The sequence below is a fragment of the Antrihabitans spumae genome (assembly GCF_043944905.1).
Classification (GTDB): domain Bacteria; phylum Actinomycetota; class Actinomycetes; order Mycobacteriales; family Mycobacteriaceae; genus Antrihabitans; species Antrihabitans spumae.
On sequence record NZ_JBIMSN010000118.1, the window covers coordinates 1 to 20,040 of the forward strand.

Below are 20,040 nucleotides of genomic sequence, written 5' to 3' on the forward strand. Positions count from 1 at the left end.
CGAACAACGCCGAAAACACTCGCCGCTTGACTCTTAAAGCCTAGGGATGTCTCACGAGCAGCGAAGCTGCCGATATGCCGGTTAGGCCGGGCGCAAAGAAGACCGTATGCTGTTACCGCGGTCTGTGCACGTGCAGATCGACTTCGCGCGCCCGCAATATTGCGCCGACGGCTGGTCCTGTTCGATTCCGAGCTTTCGCTCGATTTCTTGCATGTCCGTCGGGTAGCGGGTGCCAGGGCAGGAGTCCACCGACATCCTGCGACAACCGGCAACAGGAAAGAGATACACAGCCATGGCTGTCGTAACCATGAAGCAGCTGCTTGACAGCGGCGCTCACTTCGGGCATCAGACCCGTCGTTGGAATCCGAAGATGAAGCGATTCATCTTCACCGATCGCAACGGCATCTACATCATCGACTTGCAGCAGACGCTGACGTACATCGACAAGGCGTACGAATTCGTCAAGGAGACCGTTGCCCACGGCGGCACCGTCCTCTTCGTCGGTACCAAGAAGCAGGCCCAGGAGTCCATCGCGGCCGAGGCGACCCGTGTCGGGATGCCTTACGTGAACCAGCGCTGGCTCGGCGGCATGCTCACCAACTTCTCCACCGTGCACAAGCGCCTGCAGCGCCTCAAGGAACTCGAGGCGATGGAGCAGACCGGTGGCTTCGAGGGACGCACCAAGAAGGAAATCCTCATGCTCACGCGTGAGATGACGAAGTTGGACCGCACCCTCGGCGGTATCCGTGACATGGCCAAGGTGCCGTCGGCGATCTGGGTCGTCGACACCAACAAGGAGCACATCGCCGTCGGCGAAGCTCGCAAGTTGAACATCCCGGTCATCGCGATCCTCGACACCAACTGCGATCCCGACCTCGTCGACTACCCGATCCCGGGTAACGACGACGCGATCCGCTCGGCCGCACTGCTCACCAAGGTCGTCGCGTCTGCGGTCGCCGAGGGCGTGCAGGCTCGTGCCGGACTCAACACCGCGGACGACGCCAAGCCTGAGGTCGGAGCGGGCGAGCCCCTCGCCGAGTGGGAGCTGGAGCAGTTGGCCGGCGCAACCCCCGCGGTAGCCGAAGCGCCTGCAGCGGAAGCGGTTACGGCCGCTGCCGATGCACCGGCAGTCGAAGCACCCGCGGCCGAAGCGCCTGCAGAAGCAGCCGCAGAAGCCTGATCGACACCGCCCTGATCGGCCGATCACGATCGGATGACCAGTGCGCAGTATTCACCTTGCCGACCATTCCACGCTGGAATGGTCGGCAAAGGTGGGTCCAGGACTTCTCGCAAAATCAAGTACCTAGAAGCAAGTTACCTAGAAGCTAGTACTGAAGAACAAGTACAAGGAGGCTCGCCACAGATGGCGAATTACACCGCCGCTGACGTCAAGCGGCTCCGCGAGCTCACCGGCGCAGGAATGCTGGCCTGCAAGAACGCACTCGCCGACAACGACGGCGATTTCGACAAGGCCGTCGAGGAACTGCGCATCAAGGGTGCGAAGGACGTCGGCAAGCGTGCCGAGCGTACGACCGCCGAAGGCCTCGTCACCGCAAAGGGTGGCGTGCTCCTCGAGATCAACAGTGAGACCGACTTCGTCGCGAAGAACGCCGAGTTCCAGGAATTCGCCGATTCGGTAGTCGCGACGGCAGCCGAAGGCAAGCCTGCCGACCTCGACGCCCTCAAGGCACTCGATCTCGGTGGCAAGACCGTCGACACCGCTGTGCAGGAACTGTCGGCGAAGATCGGCGAGAAGCTCGAGCTTCGTCGCGTCGTCTCCTTCGACGGACCCGTTGCCACCTACCTGCACAAGCGCAGTGCCGATCTGCCGCCCGCAGTCGGCGTGCTCGTCGAGTACACCGGCGAAGGCGAAGCAGCGGCAGAGGCCGCTCGCGGTGCCGCGATGCAGATCGCAGCGCTCAAGGCGAAATACGTCACCCGTGACGAGGTCCCCGCGGACGTCGTCGAGAACGAGCGTCGTATCGCCGAGCAGACCGCCCGCGAAGAAGGCAAGCCCGAACAGGCGCTTCCCAAGATCGTCGAGGGTCGCGTCAACGGCTACTACAAGGACGTCGTGTTGCTCGATCAGTCCTCGGTCCAGGACTCGAAGAAGAGCGTCAAGGCGCTGCTCGAAGAAGCAGGCGTGACGATCACTCGTTTCGCTCGTTTCGAGGTCGGCCAGAGCTGAGCCGGCTCGACGACCCACGATCGAGTTCACGAACCCCGCGCCACGATTTCTGTGGCGCGGGGTTCGTGCTTTTCCAGCCCTGCTGCCGGTTTGTCGGCCGCGTGAGGCAAGATGTTGGGTGCCGTCCACGGGATTTGCCCTCGGGTCGGCCCTTTTGTGAAACGGCACTTTTATCGACACAGCAGTTTTCGGCACAGCACTGTGACGATGCAGCGACTTTCGCCCACGGAGATCGAGGAGACGATGACCCTAACGGCTGACGGGACAACGCCGAACGACGACAGAGCAGGCTTCCGTCGCGTTGTCCTCAAGCTCGGCGGCGAGATGTTCGGCGGTGGCCAGGTCGGGCTCGATCCCGACGTTGTCCAAAAGGTTGCCGAGCAGATCGCGGCGGTCGTTCGCTCCGGCGTTCAGGTCGCAGTCGTGATCGGTGGCGGCAACTTCTTTCGGGGCGCCGAACTCGAAGAGCGCGGCTTGGTCCGCGCGCGCTCCGATTACATGGGCATGCTCGGAACCGTGATGAATTGCCTGGCACTGCAGGACTTCCTGGAGAAGCAGGGCGTGCAGACCCGAGTTCAGACCGCAATCACGATGGGTCAGGTCGCCGAACCTTACCTGCCGTTGCGCGCTCGCAGACACCTCGAGAAGGGCCGCGTCGTCATCTTCGGGGCCGGCATGGGTATGCCGTACTTCTCGACGGATACAACGGCGGCGCAGCGTGCTCTCGAGATCGGTGCCGAGGTCGTTTTGATGGCCAAAGGTGTCGACGGCGTGTATTCGGCCGACCCGCGAGTCGACCCCAACGCGACGCTTTATACCGAGATCACCCACCGTGAGGTCATCGAAAAGGGCTTGAAGGTCGCCGACGCGACTGCGTTCAGCCTGTGTATGGACAACCAGATGCCGATGCTTGTGTTCAATCTGCTCACCGACGGGAATATCGCACGAGCGGTGTCCGGTGAGAAGATCGGAACACTGGTCAGATCTTGATCCGCGACCGTAGCGGTTCCGAACAGGACCCTCGGCGCACGATATTGGAGGAACTGCCGTGATAGACGAAGCGCTCTTCGACGCCGAGGAAAAGATGGAGAAGGCCGTCTCCGTGGTGAAGGACGAGCTCGGCTCCATCAGAACAGGTCGAGCGAACGCCGGAATGTTCACGCGCATCGTCATCGACTACTACGGCAGCATGACGCCAATCACGCAGCTCTCCAGCATCAACGTGCCCGAGCCGAGAATGGTCGTCATCAAGCCGTACGAGCAGTCGCAGCTCGGGCCGATCGAAACCGCGATCCGAAACTCCGATCTCGGTGTGAATCCGACCAACAACGGCGACATCATCCGCATCTCGGTGCCGCAGCTGACGGAAGAGCGTCGACGCGACCTCGTCAAACAGGCAAAGTCGAAAGGCGAAGACAGTAAGATTTCGCTACGCAACGTCCGCCGGAAAGCAATGGACGAGCTCTCGCGCATCCAGAAAGACGGCGAAGCCGGCGAAGACGACGTGAGTCGTGCGGAGAAAGAACTCGACAAGACAACCGCGCGGTACGTCGCAATGGTCGACGACCTGGTCAAGCACAAGGAAACCGAGCTGCTCGAAGTGTAAGGCGCAGGGTTGCGATCGAAACGACGGGTAAAGCGACGGGGTATATGACGGTGACGACTGACGACGGCAAGGCGAGCAGCGGCGCTCCCGGCGAAGTGACATTCGCCGAGCCGAGTTCGGTCGATGCGGCGACGCACGACACCCCCGTGAACACCGCAACACAATCCGCCCCCATCGCGGGCCCGGAGCCTGCCGCGGACCCAGGCAAGTCCGCCGCGGCGCAGGATGCAGCGAAGTCCAAGGCCGGCCGCAATTTGCCTGCGGCTGTGGCTGTCGGTGGCAGCCTCGGTATTTCCCTCGTTCTGATCCTCGTGTTCGTGCCGAAGGTGCTCGTCGGCGTTATCGCCGTTGCGTTGGCCATAGCGACGTGGGAGGTCGCGCGTCGCCTGCGCGAAGCCGATGTGCTCGTCCCGCGAATTCCGCTGATTCTCGGTGGGCAAGCCATCATGTGGTTCGCGTGGCCGCACGGTCCGGTCGGCGTTCTGGCCGCGTTCGCGGGCACGGTGCTCGTCTGCATGGTCTGGCGCCTTTTCGATCACGGTCTTCGGGTCGCGCCCCAGAATTTCCTCCGCGATACGTCCATCACTGTGTTCGTCGCGGCGTGGCTGCCGTTGCTCGCCGCATTCGCGATCCTGCTCCTGTTGCAGGAAGACGGCGCAGGCAAGGTGTTGTGTTTCATGATCGGCGTCGTCTGCTCCGACGTGGGTGGCTACGCGGCAGGTGTGTTGTTCGGCAAACATCCGATGGTTCCCGCCATCAGTCCCAAGAAGTCGTGGGAGGGCTTCGTCGGATCACTCGTGTTCTCCGTCATCGGTGGCCTGCTTACCGTCACCTTGATCCTGGACGCGAACTCGTTGATAGGCGTGCTGCTCGGTGTCTCGCTCGTTGTGGTCGCCACCCTCGGCGACCTGATCGAGTCCCAGGTCAAGCGCGAACTCGGCATCAAGGACATGGGAACGATGTTGCCCGGCCACGGCGGCATCATGGACCGACTCGATTCGATGCTTCCGTCGGCGTTCGTATCGTGGGCAGTGCTTACCGCCTTCGTCTGAGGGCTGGGTGAATGAGGGCTCCGTGAAGCCGACGCGTTCCGTCATACCCAGTCCGAACATCTGGCATTGGCCGCAGGTCTACGAGCTGGAGAACAAGTGCCAGGACGTCGACGGTGCGGTCTTCTCCGCGCTACGACGCCGGGCGGACTGGACGGGTCGCGATGTGCTCGACATCGGTTGCGGTTCGGGTTTTCACCTGCCGCTGTTCGCGGCCGATGCCGCGTCGGTGATCGGAGTCGAACCACACCGGCAGTTGGTGGCAGCGGCAGCGCAACGCGTCGGGCACCTTGCCGATGTGCAGGTCCGCCGGGGGAGTGCGGAGTCGTTGCCGCTCTCCGACAGCTGTGTCGACATCGCCCACGCCCGCACCGCCTACTTCTTCGGCCCCAAATCCGCACCCGGGATAGCCGAAGCGTTTCGAGTGCTGCGTCCGGGCGGGGTGCTGATGATCGTCGACCTCGACGCAACCGCCCATCCGTACGGCAGGTGGATGCGCAGGGACCTGCCCGACTACGACCCCGACGCCATCGAGACCTTCTTCACCCGAGCAGGTTTCGATACAGCACGGGTCGACACCAGGTGGTCGTTTCCGGATCGTGAGTCGCTGCGGTCGGTGCTCGGCATCGAGTTCACCGCAGCAACAGCAGCATTCGCCTACGCGAGCACACCCGGACTTGCACTCGACGTGCGCTATCGCATCCACACGAGGAGCAAACCGAGCGGGCTGCTGCTCGGCTAGGACCAACCCCGCTAGGACGAACCCCGCTAGGACAAGCCGAGCGTCGCGGCGAAGGCGGTCACCTTCAGTGCTTTCGCGAGTCGCGGCCGGTCGCTGCCGTCCTTGACGTTCTCCCCGTTTTCACCCAGCTCGGCGAGGACCTCGCGGGCCCACACGATGTCGGCCGGGCTCGGACTCAGGGCGCGGTTGACGGGTATCGCCTGCGACGCATGCAGGCAGAGGCGCCCTGCCATACCCATCGAGAACGAGATCGCCGAATCGCGCTCCAGGATGCTCTCGTTGGCGGAGACGGTCGGCCCGTCGATCGGACCAGGCAATTTGGCTGCGCGACTGGTGATCACGAGCCGCGCCCTCGGGAAGGCCATGGCCATCGGGTCGTCGCTCATACCGGTGTCGCGGCGGAAGTCGCCGCTGCCGAAGGCGAGCCGGAACGTGCTGTCGGATCGGGCGATCTCCGGAGCGGCTTCCAGTCCCATGGCAGATTCGATGAGGGCGACGATCGGGGTGCCGTCGGGCAGGCGGTCTTCGGTTGCGTCGACCTGGAAGCCGCTCTCGGTCTTGGCGAGCATGATTCCGGAGACACCGGGAACCGACGACAGTGCAGCAAGGTCGTCGGCCCAGTACTCGGTTGTCGCGTCGTTGATGCGGACCCAAGCGTTGCCGCCGTTCGCGAACCACTCGACGACCCGTTCGCGTGCCGCCTTCTTTCCGCTTGCCGCGACGGCGTCCTCCAGATCGATGATCACCGCATCGATCTCGGCCGCGGGATCGGGTGTGAACGCGTCCGGTGCGGTAGCCGGAACGAGGAGCCACGAACGAGCAAGCTTCGGTGGGACGACCGCGACGCCCGCCGTCGCGGCAGCCCTGGTGCTGTGGGCTTCTTGACTCGGCTGGGTAGTGGTCACATCAAGCTCCTCGTCTTCTCAGGCCAGGTAGATCCGGCGCGTGTCCCTGCTTGTTCGAATCCGGCCTGTTCGAATCGGGCCTATTCAATCAGGCCTCTGCAAATCATTGCGCCGCTTGTGACGTCTCGAGTGCGCTTGGTGCAATCCGACTACATCCGTTTGGCTTGTTTCCTGATCTGGAAGATCCGCGCTCCGCCGACCATCGCCATGATGAGGGCGCCGAGGATCGATGCGAGGAGGACTGCGATTCCGATGGGAAGGTTCATCTGCCAGAACAGGATGTCGATCTGCGCAGGATCGAGGTTCTGCAGAATGAAGATGAGCAGCACGATGCCGACGAGTGCGCTGACCACCAGGCCGACCCACGTGTAGCCGACTCTGGTCTGCTGGATCTTTCGCGAGGATTTCGTTGGCAGGTCCGACGCGGGTGGAGTCGTGAGCAGCGGGTCCTGCTCGTGCGGGGGGAGTGGCTCGTATGGCGTCGACATTGTTCGATCATGACCGAGCGCCAGGTCGAATGCACGCGCTTCGAGGTGGGTCGGATTGTCTCGATTCGGATTACACGTGCCTGCGGTGGGACAATGGTTGTCACTATGGCTGTTTCGCTCCCTCTCGTCTTCGATGCACCCCGCCGCGGCATGCCGCCGCGACACCTGGCCGACCTCGATTCCACCGAGATGCGCGCAGCTGTCCAAGAGTTGGGGCTGCCTGGTTTCCGGGCGGATCAGCTTGCGCGGCAGTACTACGGGCGGCTCGAAGCCGATCCGGAGAAGATGACGGATTTGCCTGCTGCCGTGCGCGAAAAGGTTGGTGCCGCGCTGTTTCCGCCGTTGCTCACCCCGGTCAAGCACGTTGCGTGCGATGGGGGCGAGACGCGAAAGACGTTGTGGAAGGCGGGTGACGGCACGCTCCTGGAGAGCGTGCTGATGCGCTATCCCGACCGGGCGACGCTGTGCATCTCCAGCCAGGCCGGTTGCGGTATGGCCTGTCCGTTCTGCGCGACCGGCCAGGCTGGGCTGACCCGCAACCTGTCGACGGCAGAGATCGTCGATCAGGTACGTGCGGCCGCAGCCGCGTTGCGCGACGGCGACATCGCGGGTGGTCCTGGTCGACTGTCGAACGTCGTCTTCATGGGTATGGGCGAGCCGCTCGCCAATTACAAGCGGGTGCTTGCGGCGGTCCGTCGTATCACCTCGCCCGCTCCGGACGGTCTGGGTATCTCACAGCGGTCGGTGACGGTGTCGACCGTCGGCCTGGCGCCTGCGATCCGCAAACTTGCCGACGAGGGTCTGTCGGTGACGTTGGCGGTCTCCCTGCACACGCCGGACGACGAACTCCGCGACACCCTCGTACCGGTGAACAATCGGTGGTCGGTGAAGGAGGTGCTTGACGCTGCGAAGTACTACGCGGACCAGACCGGGCGACGCGTGTCGATCGAGTACGCCCTCATCAAGGAGATCAACGACCAGCCGTGGCGTGCCGACATGCTCGCGACCAAGCTGCGCAAGGCACTCGGCTCACGTGTGCACGTGAATCTGATTCCATTGAATCCGACTCCGGGAAGCAAATGGGACGCCAGCCCGAAGCCGGTGGAACGCGAGTTCGTCCGCCGGGTACTTGCCCAGGGTGTGTCCTGCACGGTTCGTGACACCCGCGGCCAGGAAATTGCAGCAGCCTGCGGACAGTTGGCCGCAGAGAACTAGCGGTCTTGGCGGCTGATGATCGCGTGGCGGATGAGAATTCCGAAGATCGCAACGGCGAATCCGACGAGGAAGAGGTCCTCGATCCTGCCGGTGTGGTTGCCGATGGTCATGGCGAGCAGCATCAGTGCGACGACGAATCCGGCGATCTGGGATGCACGCGGCGCTTCGCCGCTCCAACCCCATGCGGCGGACGGAACTTCGGCGGTATCGACGTGATTTGCGACTACTGGATCGTTCTCGGCTGGATCCAACTCCGTACCGGCCACGGTCGCTCCTTAGTCTTTGCGTACCAACTGACGAATTCTCGCTCGCCATATCGTGACATACGACCGTTCGTCGTAGCTAGTAGGGCTCACCGTTCCGGATAGTGAACAATGGTCCTGTGTCCGACACTGTTCGCGTACTTCTCCTCGGCAGCACCGGTTCGATCGGAACGCAGGCCCTCGATGTCATCGCCGCCAACCCCGACAAGTTCGAGGTGGTCGGTCTCGCTGCGGGCGGTGGCAAGCTCGATCTGCTCGCCGAGCAGATGAAGCAGACCGGCGTAACGAACGTCGCGGTGGCCGATGCCGAGGCAGGCGCCCGGATCGATGCGACGTACTCCGGACTCGGTGCCGTCACCGAGTTGGTGCGCAGTACCGAAGCAGACGTCGTCCTCAATGCACTTGTCGGTTCGCTCGGTCTCGAACCGACCCTCGCCGCCCTCGAATCCGGTGCCACGCTTGCCCTTGCCAACAAGGAGTCGCTCGTCGCGGGTGGCTCGCTCGTCACCCGTGCGGCGGCGCCGGGCCAGATCGTTCCCGTCGACTCGGAGCATTCCGCGTTGGCGCAATGCCTGCGTGGCGGCACGGCCGACGAGGTTGCGCGCCTTGTGCTGACCGCGTCGGGCGGACCGTTCCGCGGGTGGACCGCCGACATGCTGGAAGACGTGAATCCCGAAGAGGCGAAGGCTCATCCGACCTGGTCGATGGGTCCGATGAACACGCTGAACTCGGCGACCCTCGTCAACAAGGGCCTTGAACTGATCGAGACGCACCTGCTGTTCGAAATCCCCTACGACCGCATCGACGTGACAGTTCATCCGCAGTCGATCGTGCACTCGATGGTGACGTTCACCGACGGCTCGACACTTGCGCAGGCGAGTCCACCCGATATGAAGTTGCCGATCGGTTTGGCCCTCGGCTGGCCGAACCGCGTCGCGGGCGTTGCGTCGGCGTGCGATTTCACGAAGGCAGCGACCTGGGAGTTCGAGCCGCTGGACAGTACTGTGTTTCCAGCGGTCGAACTGGCGCGAGCAGCAGGGGAGCGCGGTGGTTGCCTCACTGCGGTCTACAACGCCGCGAACGAGGTCGCTGCGCAGGCCTTCCTCGATGGCGTCATTCGGTTCCCGGCGATCGTACGAACCGTGCAGCGTGTGCTCGGTGACGCGGACGAGTGGTCGGCCGAACCCGCTACCTTGGACGATGTGCTCGCCGCGGACAGTTGGGCGCGTGAACGTGCGCGTGAGCGCGTGAAACAGGAGGGCTAGAGCCGGATGGTGTTCGTTTTGGGGGTTGTGCTCTTCGCCCTCGGTATCGCAGCCTCGGTGGCGCTGCACGAGTGCGGCCACATGTGGGCGGCTCAACGCCTCGGCATGAAGGTGCGGCGATACTTCGTCGGCTTCGGTCCGAAAGTGTTCTCGGTGCAGCGTGGCGAGACCGAGTACGGGCTCAAGGCGCTGCCGTTCGGTGGCTTCTGCGATATCGCAGGTATGACCGCGCTCGACGAGATCGAACCCGAAGAGCTCGATCGTGCGATGTACCGGCAGAAGACGTGGAAACGCCTTGTCGTCATGTCGTCCGGTATCGCTATGAACTTCGTCCTCGGCTTCATCCTCATCATGGTTCTTGCGGTCGGCTGGGGATTGCCCAACCTCAACGGTGATCCGACCGTCTCCGTTACCAGCGCCAGCTGTGTCGCCCCGACCCAGGCCGAGGACGGCACGCTCGCCGAATGTTCCGGCACGGGTCCCGGCCAACGTGCCGGGCTGCTTCCTTCTGACGTCATCGTCAAGGTCAACGACGTCACGACTCATACGTCGACGGACGTCGTGAAGGAAACGCAATCGGCGACCGGCATCGTGCAGTTCACCGTCGAACGTGGCGACGAGACGCTGACCATCCCCGTGCAGGTCGAGCGCGTACAGCGCTGGGTGATCGACAACGAGACCAAGGAGAAGCGGTCCGAGACGGTCGGCGCGATCGGAGTCGGCCTGAATACAGCGGGTCCGGCGCCGACGCAGTACAACCCGCTCTCCGCAATTCCCGCCTCGGTCGCCTTCACCGGCGACATGTTCGTCAAGACGTTGCACGGCCTTGCGCAGATGCCGAGCAAGGTCGTCGATCTGTGGCACGCCGTCACCGGTGGTGAGCGCGATCCCGAGACGCCGATCAGCGTCGTCGGGGCGAGCGCGATCGGCGGTCAAGCCGCCGAACGTGGCTACTGGGACACCTTCATCATCCTGCTCGCGAGCCTCAACTTCTTCCTCGGCGCCTTCAACCTGCTGCCGCTGTTGCCGCTCGACGGTGGACACATGGCTGTGACGATCTACGAGAAGATTCGCAACAGCCTGCGGTCGCGACGGGGTCTGCCCGCGGGGCCGCCTGTCGACTACCTCAAATTGCTTCCTGCGACCTATGTGGTGATCGTCATAGGCGGTGCATACATGCTGCTCACCTTGACGGCAGACATCGTGAACCCGATTCAGCTCTTTCCCTGACGGATAGAATCGGGGAGTAGCTCGGCCCATCAGCTTCGAAAGTAGGCACATAGTGACCAGCCCTGTTGGATTGGGCATGCCGACCGGACCCGCAGCGGTCCTTGCTCCGCGCCGCAAGACCCGGCAGTTGCAGGTCGGCTCGGTAAGTGTCGGTAGCGAGAGCCCGATCTCGGTTCAATCGATGACGACGACCAAGACCCACGACATCAATGCGACCCTGCAGCAGATCGCCGAACTGACCGCGTCCGGCTGCGACATCGTCCGGGTCGCGTGTCCGCGGCAGGAAGATGCCGATGCGCTGGCGACGATCGCGAAGAAGAGCCAGATCCCGGTCATCGCGGACATCCACTTCCAGCCGCGCTACATCTTCGCGGCCATCGATGCCGGTTGCGCCGCAGTGCGCGTCAACCCGGGAAACATCAAAGAATTCGACGGCCGCGTGGAAGAAGTGGCGAAGGCTGCGCTGGCCGCGGGCACTCCGATTCGGATCGGCGTCAACGCCGGGTCGTTGGATCCACGTTTGATGCTGAAGTACGGCAAGGCGACGCCGGAGGCGCTCGTCGAGTCGGCGCTGTGGGAAGCAAGTCTGTTCGAGCAGTACGGGTTCGGCGACATCAAGATCTCGGTCAAGCACAACGACCCTGTGATCATGGTCGAGGCCTACCGGCAGTTGGCCGCTCAGTGCGACTACCCGTTGCATCTCGGGGTCACGGAGGCGGGTCCGGCGTTTCAGGGGACCATCAAGTCGGCCGTCGCGTTCGGTGCGCTGCTGTCGGAAGGAATCGGCGACACCATTCGTGTCTCGCTTTCTGCACCGCCTGTCGAAGAGGTGAAGGTCGGCGCGCAGATCCTGCAGTCGCTGAATCTGCGTCCGCGCAAACTGGAGATCGTGTCCTGCCCGTCGTGCGGTCGTGCGCAGGTCGACGTCTACACCCTCGCCAACGAAGTGTCCGCAGGCTTGGAGGGCATGGAGATCCCGTTGCGGGTCGCGGTGATGGGGTGCGTCGTGAACGGTCCCGGCGAAGCTCGTGAGGCCGACCTCGGCGTCGCTTCAGGCAACGGCAAAGGCCAGATCTTCGTGAAGGGGCAGGTCATCAAGACCGTGCCGGAGGCGTTGATCGTCGAGACGCTGATCGAAGAGGCGATGCGGATTGCCGAGGAGTACGGCGAGAACGGCGAGCTCACCGAATCCGGCGCGCCGGTAGTCAGCGTCACCTGATCGTTCCCAATACGGCTGGTTCGTGGCACGCTGGACATGTGTCCGATCCGTGCCGGGGATGCCCGCCGTGTTGAAAGTGCTCGGTGCGCGGCAACTGGGCAGTCGCGATGTCGCTCATGTCCTGCGGGTGCTCGATGGTGATCCCGTCGCGTCCTGCATGGTTGCCGCTCGCATCCAGGAGTTCGGGCTCAACCCTGGAGCATTTCCGGGTGAGCTGTGGAGTCGCGGCGGACCCGCCGAATCGCTGTGCTACACCGGTGCCAATCTTGTTCCACTGCTGGGCAATTCGGAAGACCTTCGGGCATTTGCCGACCGTGCCAGCCGTAGCCCGCGGATGTGTTCCTCGATCGTCGGACGCCGCGAACTCGCGCTTCCGCTGTGGGACATGCTCGTCGGAGAGTGGGGCCCAGCCAGGGAACTGCGTCCCGACCAACCTCTGCTCGCCATCGCGCAACCCGCGGTGATCGACGCCGATCCGCACGTACGAGCAGCGACCCTCGGTGAACTCGACCGCTACCTGACGGCCGCGATCGACATGTTCATCGAAGAGGTCGGCGTCGATCCACGATCCACCGACGGCGGCACGAGTTACCGGCGTCGCGTCGCAAATCTGATCGCGACGGGCCGCGCATGGGCACGGTTCGAGGACGGCGAAGTCGTGTTCAAGGCAGAGGTCGGGGCGCTGTCCCGCTCGGTCGGACAGATCCAGGGAGTGTGGGTGCATCCCGCGCGCCGCGGCCGTGGACTCGGCGCGGCCGGTACCGCAGCTGTCGCCAACATGATCGTTGCGTCGGGCAGAACGGCGAGCCTCTACGTCAACGACTACAACCGGCCCGCCCGCCGTGCCTACGAACGTATCGGCTTCACACAGGTCGGCACCTTTTCGACCGTACTGCTCGACTGATCGACGGCCAGCCTCCCCGGCTGTGGCCTACGAGCGAATTACGATGTGTCCGATGACTATCCGCCGGTTTCGTACGTCGCTCGTCGCGCGCGTTGTCGTGACTGTCGCGGTGTCCGCACTGGCTGTCGGGGTCGCCTCGTGCACCCCGAAGCCGGCCGGTCCCTCACCCGCTGCGGACAGCTTCGTCGACGCATTCGCCGAGCGCGACGTAGCGGCAGCTGCCGGCGCCACCGACCAGCCACAGAAGGCATTCGAGGTGCTCACGGCAACGTGGAACGACCTGCAGGCCGAGTCCATGACCGCGACGACCGGGTCGGCTCGGATCAACGGCGACACGGCGACCGTCGACTACACCTACGAGTGGCACCTGCCGAAGAATCGGGTCTGGACCTACTCGGGGCAGTTGCAGATGGGCAGGCGCGACGGCGAGTGGGCGGTGCGGTGGAGTTCGACCGACGTCCATCCCGAGCTAGGGGACACCCAGCGGATGGCTTTGCGCTCGACGGCGGCACCGCGGGCGCGGGTCAACGAGCATTCCGGATCCGACGTGCTTGTGCCCGGCGTCGTTCATCGCATCAGGTTGAATGCGGCGAAGTCGGGGAACGTCGTTGCGGTCGCCAATTCGCTCGCGGCGGCACTCGGCCGCTTCGATTCGACCATCACCGCTCAGTCGATCGTCGAATCCGCAACGGCGGTGAAGGGCGACTATCAGGTCGCGACGCTCAAGCAGGACGACTTCGATCAAGTCTCGATGGTCCTTTCCACCATGCCAGGCGTGACGACGAGCGACGAAGCGGATCTGGTTGCGACCGAACGCGATTTTGCGCCCGACCTCATCAGCCAGGTCAAGAAGACGATCATCGACGACGTCGACGGCAAGGCCGGGTGGAGTGTCGTCACGATCAACGCGAACGGCGTGGACACCGACGTGCTGACCGAAACGGCGCCGCAGCCGGTCGGGTCGTTTTCGATCAGCCTCGATCGCCCGATCCAGCGGGCAGCCCAGGAGGCTGTCGATCGGCGCGTCGAGCAGACGATGATGGTCGTGGTGCAGCCGTCGACGGGTGCCCTGCTCGCGGTCGCGCAGAACAAGGCTGCGGACCGAGATGGCCCTGTTGCGACGACCGGCCTGTATCCGCCGGGATCGACGTTCAAGATCATCACTGCAGGCGCCGCGATCGACGGTGGTCTCGCCACGCCGGACACCTCGGTGCCGTGTCCCGGTCGCATTGTGATCGGCGAACGCAGCATCCCCAACTACAACGAATTCGCCTTGGGCTCCGTACCGATGGCGACGGCGTTCGCGCGCTCGTGCAACACCTCCTTCGCGAAATTGGCCAGCGAGATGCAGCCAGACGCTCTGAACGTGGCTGCAGCGGAACTCGGCATCGGCCCGACCTACGACGTCGAGGGTTTGCCGACCGATTCCGGGTCGGTTCCACCCGCGGACGACCTCGTGCAGCGAACCGAAGACGGGTTCGGGCAGGGCAAGGTTGTCGTGAGCCCGTTCGGCATGGCACTTGCTGCCGCAACGGTCGCCCGTGGTTCGACGCCGGTGCCGCAGCTCATCTCGGGCTTCGACACGAAGGTCGAGGGGGACCGCCCGGTGATCACCCCTGCGATGGTGGACGGGCTACGCGGAATGATGCGCCTGGTCGTCACGAGCGGCACTGCGACCCGGATCGCCGATCAGGGTGAGGTGTACGGCAAGACCGGGGAAGCCGAGGTCGAAGGCGGATCCCATGCCTGGTTCGTCGGTTACCGAGGTGACATCGCGTTCGCGACGCTGGTTGTGAAGGGCGGTAGCTCCGACAATGCGGTTGCAGTCACCCGCGACATGTTCTCGGTGCTGCCCGAGGAGTACTGAACCGCGGCGGCAGCGGTCGCACGGTCAGGCAGCGAACGATTTGGATTCCAGCAATGCCGCAATTCGGGCGGCGGACAGCGTCATCGCCTCGCCTGGATGCTGGGGGTCGTAACCGGTGAGTTCGCCGATCCTGAGCAAGCGATAGGTGACGGTGTTCCGGTGGACGCACAGCACCCGTGCCGCTGCGTTCTGGTTGCAGTCGTTGGTGAAGAACACGTCGAGGGTCTGGGCGAGAACGGGTTGGTCGGCGAGTGGTTGCAGCACCGAGGCGAGTTCGTGACGGGCCGAACTGTCGACCGCAACCGCGTACTCGAAGCGCAGGTCTTGCCTGCGGCACACCATGTCGTCCAGCGCCAGGCACCGGCCGAGTTCTGCGACGACTTTCGCCTCGGCGAAGGATGCGGGCACTGCGCTGTGTGTCGATGCGTGCGAGACCCCGACCCACATGGACGCAGGTGTGCCGTCCGCTGTTCGGTGTCCTAGTCGAGCAGCGAGATCAGCTGTCGCAGCGGCACTGTCGGCGTCCGGCTCGACGGGGATCAGCGCTGTCCAGCCGCCCACATCGCGTCGCAGTAGCGAACCGGGTAGGTCGTGAATCCGGTGCCGCAATTCGGTGACTGTGCCCGGGCTCGGTTCCCCGAGCCGTACGACGGCGACGAGAAACGCCTCCGCGACTGTCGTGGCCTCCCCACTTGTCCACGCACCGGGATCACGGCCTGCGAGCAGCGCGTCGAGGATGCCGCGACGACGCTCCAACTCGTCCCACGGCCGCGTTCGAGCTTCCTCAACACACGCACTGGCGATGCGGGCCATCACGAGGGAGAGGTACCTGGTCAGCGGCAGACCCACTTCGGCAAGCAGCGGTTGTTCCGACTGCGAAGCGCTGCTTGCCAACTGGGACCAGAGGAAGTAGACGCCGACCCGATAGTTTTCGAGTACGTCGTGCAGGGGCATGCCGTCGCGCATGAGGGACACCGCACGGTCGACCAGTGGGCGGGTGTCGATGTCGGACGGCTCGCACCCGTCGAGCCAACTCCGGAAGAACAGCGTCACGTTCAGGTGAGCCGCGGGGACGAAATCGGCGTCCAGCAGGGCGCGTGGCACGCTGTCGTACGGCGCGGCTTCGGTCGTGAAGTCGTCGACAAGCGCGCGTGCTCGCGCGGCCAAGCCGACCACCGCCGAGTGTCGATCGAGTAGCTCGGCCGTGACCCCTGCGCTCCGTCTTGTTTCCGTCACGAGACCTTCCAACACCGTTGTCGAATTCGTCTCCGACGGGCGCGAACGGTACCGCCGGTACCGCGAACCTAGCAGGCCGGTGGAGAACTGACCACCCCCGAGTCGGGCGGATGGCAATGTGCACAAGTCTCGCCTGGAAACTCTGTAAAAATGCAGATGGCCGCCCTTGCGTCGACCTGATGTACTTGCCGTCGGTCGGTCTGGACCGAATGGAACGCCGCGAGAAGAGGGCACACGTTGGGGGTTCGGAATCGGGTGACGTTGGCTCCCAAGTGGGCTTCGAAGTGGGCTTCGAAGTGGGCACTGCTGCCCATGGCAGTAGCTGTCGTGGTGTCGGGAGTCGGGGTCGCAGCCGCCGAGCCGTACCCACCTTTCCCGCCGGATCAGAATCAACTGCCGCAGCTGCCTACAGAGCCCGATCTCTACGATCTGCTGCCCATCCCGACGCCGTCCGAAGACCCCTGGTACGACACGCCTTCGGATATCGGGTCCTACGTTCCGGGGCAGATCATTCGCACGCGCAATGTGCAGACCCGCGTTCTCGGCATACCTTTCCCGGTCGACACGAAGCAGTTGCTCTACCGCACCAACGACGTGCGCGACAACCCCATTGCCACGGCGACGTCGGTGATCACTCCCGGCATTCCGTGGCAGGGGAGTCCGCGCCCGGTGGTGTCGTTCCAGGAAGCGATCGATGCGACGAATTCGGCGTGCAACCCGTCGTACACGTTGCAGACCGGCACGATGAAGGAAGCCGCGCTGGTCGTCGGGTGGCTCGCGCAGGGTTTCGCGATCAACATCCCCGACTTCGACGGTCAGTTCAACACGTTCAACACCCAAGACGAAGGCAAGATGGTGCTCGACAGCCTTCGCGCCATGAAAAACGATACGACGCTTGGTCTTACGAACTCCGGAATCGCGCTCTACGGCTACTCGGGCGGTGGTTCGGGCTCGATTCGCGCGGCAGAGCAGCGAGCAACCTATGCGCCGGACGTCAACTTGCTCGGCACCGCATTCGGCGGAACTCCCGCCGATCTGCGAGCGCAAGCGCGGTATGCGGTGCTGCAGCAGCCAGGTTTGACCGGCATCAGCAACTTCACGATGTGGCTGGGTTTTGCGTCGTTGTCACGCGAGTTCCCCGACGTGTTCGATGCCGAGGAACTGCTGACTCCCGAAGGTCGGACGATCCTGCGGGACATGGAAAGTCGCTGCGTCTACACGATTGCCCTTTCCGGCATGTACCGACCGATATCCGACTACTTCCAGCCGGGTAAGACCCTCGAAACCGCACCTGGCGTCGTCGACGTTCTCGAAGCGCAGAGTCTCGGCAAGCACATTCCCGACACCCCGCTGTTCTGGTTCCACGGCATGTGGGACGAGTTGATTCCGCCGGCCGTGGTGTTGCCGACGGTCAACGACTACTGGAACCGCGGCGCCGACCTACGCTTCGTCACCATCCCGCTACCCGAACATGTCGTGAATGCGTTTGCGGGCTGGCCACCGGCGGTGGCATGGATCAGTGCGGTGCTGCGTGGACTCCCGCCCGGCCCGCGGATCAAGGCCGACTTCCAACTACCGGCGAGCTGGAACCTGCCTGGCAGTTAGACCGACCGTCGCAGTGTCGCGGCGAGGTGATGCTGCAGCGGCAGTCCGACGGCGCCGAGCCGCAACGTATAGGTCAACTCGTCTCCCGCGATGTGAAACGAACGACCAAGGGCAGTAACCGATTTGGCTGACGACGTGAGACCGATCGTGGTTGCCGACAGTTCGATGTCGACAACGTCGTCGGCCACCGCGATCGTGCCTTCCGCAATCTCTGTGACGCCGGTTGGATGGGCGAGGACAAGTTCGATTCGACCGGGCTCGGGGACCCGGACGTAGCCCGTCTCAGCGTGTAGCGGTCGCCCGTCGTCGAGTGCCCGGGTTTTCTGGTTGTAGATCAGAAACGGCTTGCCGACGTGAGCGAAGGTGATCTCTTCGCGATAGCCGAACGAGTCGATCGTCGGATACTCACCTGCGCCCTCGCCGACCCAGGTGCCGAGCAGGACTGCGACGGGCGCAAGGGACGGGTGTAGTTCGGGCATCGGATCAGGGTACGGGCTTGATCCGGGGGCAGCTCAGTTCACCGGACCGTCGCCGGTCAGCTCCTCCGGATTCAGCTTCGCAGGCTCGGCGCCGGTCTTCTTGTTGAGGTACCACGTGATCGCCCACAGCACGACGCCGATGGCGAGCAGGATGCCGGCGACCTTGTATTCCTCGTTGGGGCGGTCGGTGAACGGCGTGGTCAAGAACCCGCAGCTCACAGCGCCGAGGATCGGGAGAAACGTCGGAGTCTTGAAGTGACTGTGCTCGACAGGGTCTTTTCGCAGGACGAGTACGGCGACGTTGACGACGGTGAATACACCCAGCAGCAGCAGGGCGGTCGTGCCGCCGAGCGCGGGTACTTCGCCGACGAACGTGATCAGGCCGAACGCGAGCAGCGTCGTGAAAACGATGGCGACGTAAGGGGTTCGGCGCGTCGGGTGGACCTTGCCGAGTGCCTTCGGGATCACGCCCTGCCGTGCCATGCCGTAGAGCAGACGGCTTGCCATGAGCATGTTGATCAGCGCCGAGTTGGCGACTGCGAACATCGAGATGTAGGCGAAGATGTCGGTCGGGAAGCTGGGAGCCCCTGCCTCGACGACCTTGATCAGCGGGGTGTCGCCTTCGCCGAGCTGATCCGGAGGAACGAGCGCGACGGCCGTGATCGAGACCAGGATGTAGATGATGCCGGTCGATATCAGCCCGATCAGCAGCACTTTCGGGAAGATCTTCGACGGGTGCTTGCACTCCTCGGCCATGTTGACCGAATCCTCGAAACCCACCATTGCAAAGAACGCCAGTGTCGTTGCGGCGATGACGCCGCCCAATGCGGTGCGGTCGCCCGTGTCGAATTCGGTGACGCGACCGAAGTCGCCGTCGCCGACACCGAGTGCCCACATGCCGATGAAGACGATGATCAGCAGGCCGGACAACTCCACGCAGGTGAGCAGCACGTTGAGCTTGACGCTCTCGCCGACACCGCGGAAGTTGATGGCGGCAACCGCACTCATGAACAGCAGTCCGATGACCGTGATCCAGACGCCGGTCTTGAGATCCAGTTCGAACGCGCTGGAGAAGTTCGCGGCGAACGCGCGCGACGCCGTCGACGCCGACGTGATGCCGGAACTCATGACCGCGAACGCGACCATGAACGTGACGAACTGAATTCCGAACGCCTTGTGGGTGTAGAGCGCTGCGCCGGCTGCCTGCGGGTACTTGGTGACCAGTTCCAGATAGCTGAAGGCCGTGATCAGCGCGACGGTGAAGGCAACGAGAAACGGCAACCACACCACGCCGCCGACTTCGTTGGCGACTTTGCCTGTCAGCGAATAGATGCCTGTGCCGAGGATGTCGCCGACGATGAAGAGCAGGAGCAACCCGGGCCCCATCACTCTCTTCAGAGTCGGTTCTTCGGTTTTGGTGTGCTCGCTACCCGTATCCGTCATCGCGCGCCTCCGAGTAAGACTCTGGGGTCCGACAAATCGCCCGGCCATGTGATCTAGATCATATGCACGCCGTGCCAGGTTCGCGCGGTAGAAAATCCGCGCAACTCGCAACAAGAACGACGGATGTCCGGTGCGGAGCAAAGCACGGCAATCCGATGACAACTCGGGCTATTCGGAGCAAAGTTATCTTCCAACCGTGCGACGGTGACGGCATACCCGAGGGTGACCGAAAGTGCACCCTCGGGGTCGGAACCCTTACCGCGGGGTTGGTGTCGAAACAGGCCGGAGACGACGAGATTCGTTGACAACAGTGTCGACTGTCTCCGATCACCACAA

Annotated in this window: 19 protein-coding genes; 13 read left to right on the top strand and 6 right to left on the bottom strand. The window is 63.7% G+C overall.

The window, feature by feature from the left end:
• Nucleotides 1-292: 292 nt before the first annotated feature.
• The 6 genes from rpsB to ACHIRB_RS23980 all read left to right on the top strand — a co-directional run bounded on the left by rpsB (nucleotide 293) and on the right by ACHIRB_RS23980 (nucleotide 5,585).
• Complete coding sequence (gene rpsB, locus ACHIRB_RS23955) at nucleotides 293-1,180, top strand: 30S ribosomal protein S2 (RefSeq protein WP_395118623.1); 888 nt, start codon at nucleotides 293-295, stop codon at nucleotides 1,178-1,180.
• Between the two features lie 183 nt (nucleotides 1,181-1,363).
• A complete protein-coding gene (gene tsf / locus ACHIRB_RS23960) occupies nucleotides 1,364-2,188 on the top strand; it encodes a translation elongation factor Ts (protein ID WP_395124975.1) in 825 nt (274 codons plus the stop codon).
• Between the two features lie 243 nt (nucleotides 2,189-2,431).
• Complete coding sequence (gene pyrH / locus ACHIRB_RS23965) at nucleotides 2,432-3,178, top strand: UMP kinase (RefSeq protein WP_395124976.1); 747 nt, start codon at nucleotides 2,432-2,434, stop codon at nucleotides 3,176-3,178.
• A 58-nt stretch (nucleotides 3,179-3,236) separates the two neighbouring features.
• On the top strand, nucleotides 3,237-3,794 hold the full coding sequence (gene frr / locus ACHIRB_RS23970; RefSeq protein ID WP_199707494.1) for a ribosome recycling factor: 558 nt from the start codon (nucleotides 3,237-3,239) through the stop codon (nucleotides 3,792-3,794).
• A 50-nt stretch (nucleotides 3,795-3,844) separates the two neighbouring features.
• Nucleotides 3,845-4,846 carry a phosphatidate cytidylyltransferase gene (locus ACHIRB_RS23975; RefSeq protein WP_395124977.1) on the top strand — a complete coding sequence of 334 codons (1,002 nt, stop codon included), beginning with the start codon at nucleotides 3,845-3,847 and terminating at the stop codon, nucleotides 4,844-4,846.
• 22 nt (nucleotides 4,847-4,868) lie between these two features.
• Nucleotides 4,869-5,585, top strand: coding sequence for a class I SAM-dependent methyltransferase (locus ACHIRB_RS23980; protein WP_395124978.1), 717 nt, complete (start codon nucleotides 4,869-4,871; stop codon nucleotides 5,583-5,585).
• A 26-nt stretch (nucleotides 5,586-5,611) separates the two neighbouring features.
• Here ACHIRB_RS23980 and ACHIRB_RS23985 read toward each other — a convergent pair whose 3' ends face one another.
• Both ACHIRB_RS23985 and ACHIRB_RS23990 read right to left on the bottom strand, forming a co-directional pair.
• Nucleotides 5,612-6,490 carry an HpcH/HpaI aldolase/citrate lyase family protein gene (locus ACHIRB_RS23985; protein ID WP_395124979.1) on the bottom strand — a complete coding sequence of 293 codons (879 nt, stop codon included), beginning with the start codon at nucleotides 6,488-6,490 and terminating at the stop codon, nucleotides 5,612-5,614.
• Between the two features lie 149 nt (nucleotides 6,491-6,639).
• Nucleotides 6,640-6,978: a LapA family protein gene (locus ACHIRB_RS23990; RefSeq protein WP_395118635.1), complete on the bottom strand. Its 339-nt coding sequence runs from the start codon at nucleotides 6,976-6,978 to the stop codon at nucleotides 6,640-6,642.
• Nucleotides 6,979-7,083: 105 nt separating this feature from the next.
• Here ACHIRB_RS23990 and rlmN point away from each other — a divergent pair, with 105 nt between their 5' ends.
• Nucleotides 7,084-8,193, top strand: coding sequence for a dual-specificity RNA methyltransferase RlmN (gene rlmN, locus ACHIRB_RS23995; RefSeq protein ID WP_395124980.1), 1,110 nt, complete (start codon nucleotides 7,084-7,086; stop codon nucleotides 8,191-8,193).
• Here rlmN and ACHIRB_RS24000 read toward each other — a convergent pair.
• A complete protein-coding gene (locus tag ACHIRB_RS24000; protein ID WP_395124981.1) occupies nucleotides 8,190-8,459 on the bottom strand; it encodes a DUF2631 domain-containing protein in 270 nt (89 codons plus the stop codon). The two genes, rlmN and ACHIRB_RS24000, sit on opposite strands and share 4 nt — an antisense overlap.
• A 116-nt stretch (nucleotides 8,460-8,575) precedes the next feature.
• On the opposite strand from ACHIRB_RS24000, the gene dxr reads away from it, so the two are divergent.
• The 5 genes from dxr (at nucleotide 8,576) to ACHIRB_RS24025 (ending at nucleotide 14,941) form a co-directional block, all read left to right on the top strand.
• Nucleotides 8,576-9,721: a 1-deoxy-D-xylulose-5-phosphate reductoisomerase gene (gene dxr / locus ACHIRB_RS24005; RefSeq protein WP_395118641.1), complete on the top strand. Its 1,146-nt coding sequence runs from the start codon at nucleotides 8,576-8,578 to the stop codon at nucleotides 9,719-9,721.
• A gap of 6 nt (nucleotides 9,722-9,727) precedes the next feature.
• Entirely contained in the window at nucleotides 9,728-10,951 is a 1,224-nt protein-coding gene (locus ACHIRB_RS24010; RefSeq protein ID WP_395118643.1) for a M50 family metallopeptidase, read from the top strand.
• Between the two features lie 52 nt (nucleotides 10,952-11,003).
• Complete coding sequence (gene ispG, locus ACHIRB_RS24015) at nucleotides 11,004-12,170, top strand: flavodoxin-dependent (E)-4-hydroxy-3-methylbut-2-enyl-diphosphate synthase (protein ID WP_199707474.1); 1,167 nt, start codon at nucleotides 11,004-11,006, stop codon at nucleotides 12,168-12,170.
• A gap of 67 nt (nucleotides 12,171-12,237) precedes the next feature.
• Nucleotides 12,238-13,074, top strand: coding sequence for a GNAT family N-acetyltransferase (locus tag ACHIRB_RS24020; protein WP_395124982.1), 837 nt, complete (start codon nucleotides 12,238-12,240; stop codon nucleotides 13,072-13,074).
• Nucleotides 13,075-13,126: 52 nt separating this feature from the next.
• Complete coding sequence (locus tag ACHIRB_RS24025; protein ID WP_395124983.1) at nucleotides 13,127-14,941, top strand: penicillin-binding transpeptidase domain-containing protein; 1,815 nt, start codon at nucleotides 13,127-13,129, stop codon at nucleotides 14,939-14,941.
• 24 nt (nucleotides 14,942-14,965) lie between these two features.
• Here ACHIRB_RS24025 and ACHIRB_RS24030 read toward each other — a convergent pair whose 3' ends face one another.
• Nucleotides 14,966-16,177: a PucR family transcriptional regulator gene (locus tag ACHIRB_RS24030; protein ID WP_395124984.1), complete on the bottom strand. Its 1,212-nt coding sequence runs from the start codon at nucleotides 16,175-16,177 to the stop codon at nucleotides 14,966-14,968.
• A 312-nt stretch (nucleotides 16,178-16,489) separates the two neighbouring features.
• Between ACHIRB_RS24030 and ACHIRB_RS24035 the strand changes: the two genes are divergently transcribed.
• A complete protein-coding gene (locus ACHIRB_RS24035; RefSeq protein WP_395124985.1) occupies nucleotides 16,490-17,782 on the top strand; it encodes a lipase family protein in 1,293 nt (430 codons plus the stop codon).
• Here ACHIRB_RS24035 and ACHIRB_RS24040 read toward each other — a convergent pair.
• Together ACHIRB_RS24040 and ACHIRB_RS24045 are read right to left on the bottom strand one after the other, a co-directional pair.
• Nucleotides 17,779-18,261 carry a peroxynitrite isomerase gene (locus tag ACHIRB_RS24040; RefSeq protein ID WP_395124986.1) on the bottom strand — a complete coding sequence of 161 codons (483 nt, stop codon included), beginning with the start codon at nucleotides 18,259-18,261 and terminating at the stop codon, nucleotides 17,779-17,781. The two genes, ACHIRB_RS24035 and ACHIRB_RS24040, sit on opposite strands and share 4 nt — an antisense overlap.
• Before the next feature lie 33 nt (nucleotides 18,262-18,294).
• Entirely contained in the window at nucleotides 18,295-19,704 is a 1,410-nt protein-coding gene (locus ACHIRB_RS24045) for an APC family permease (protein WP_395124987.1), read from the bottom strand.
• Between the last annotated feature and the right edge of the window lie 336 nt (nucleotides 19,705-20,040).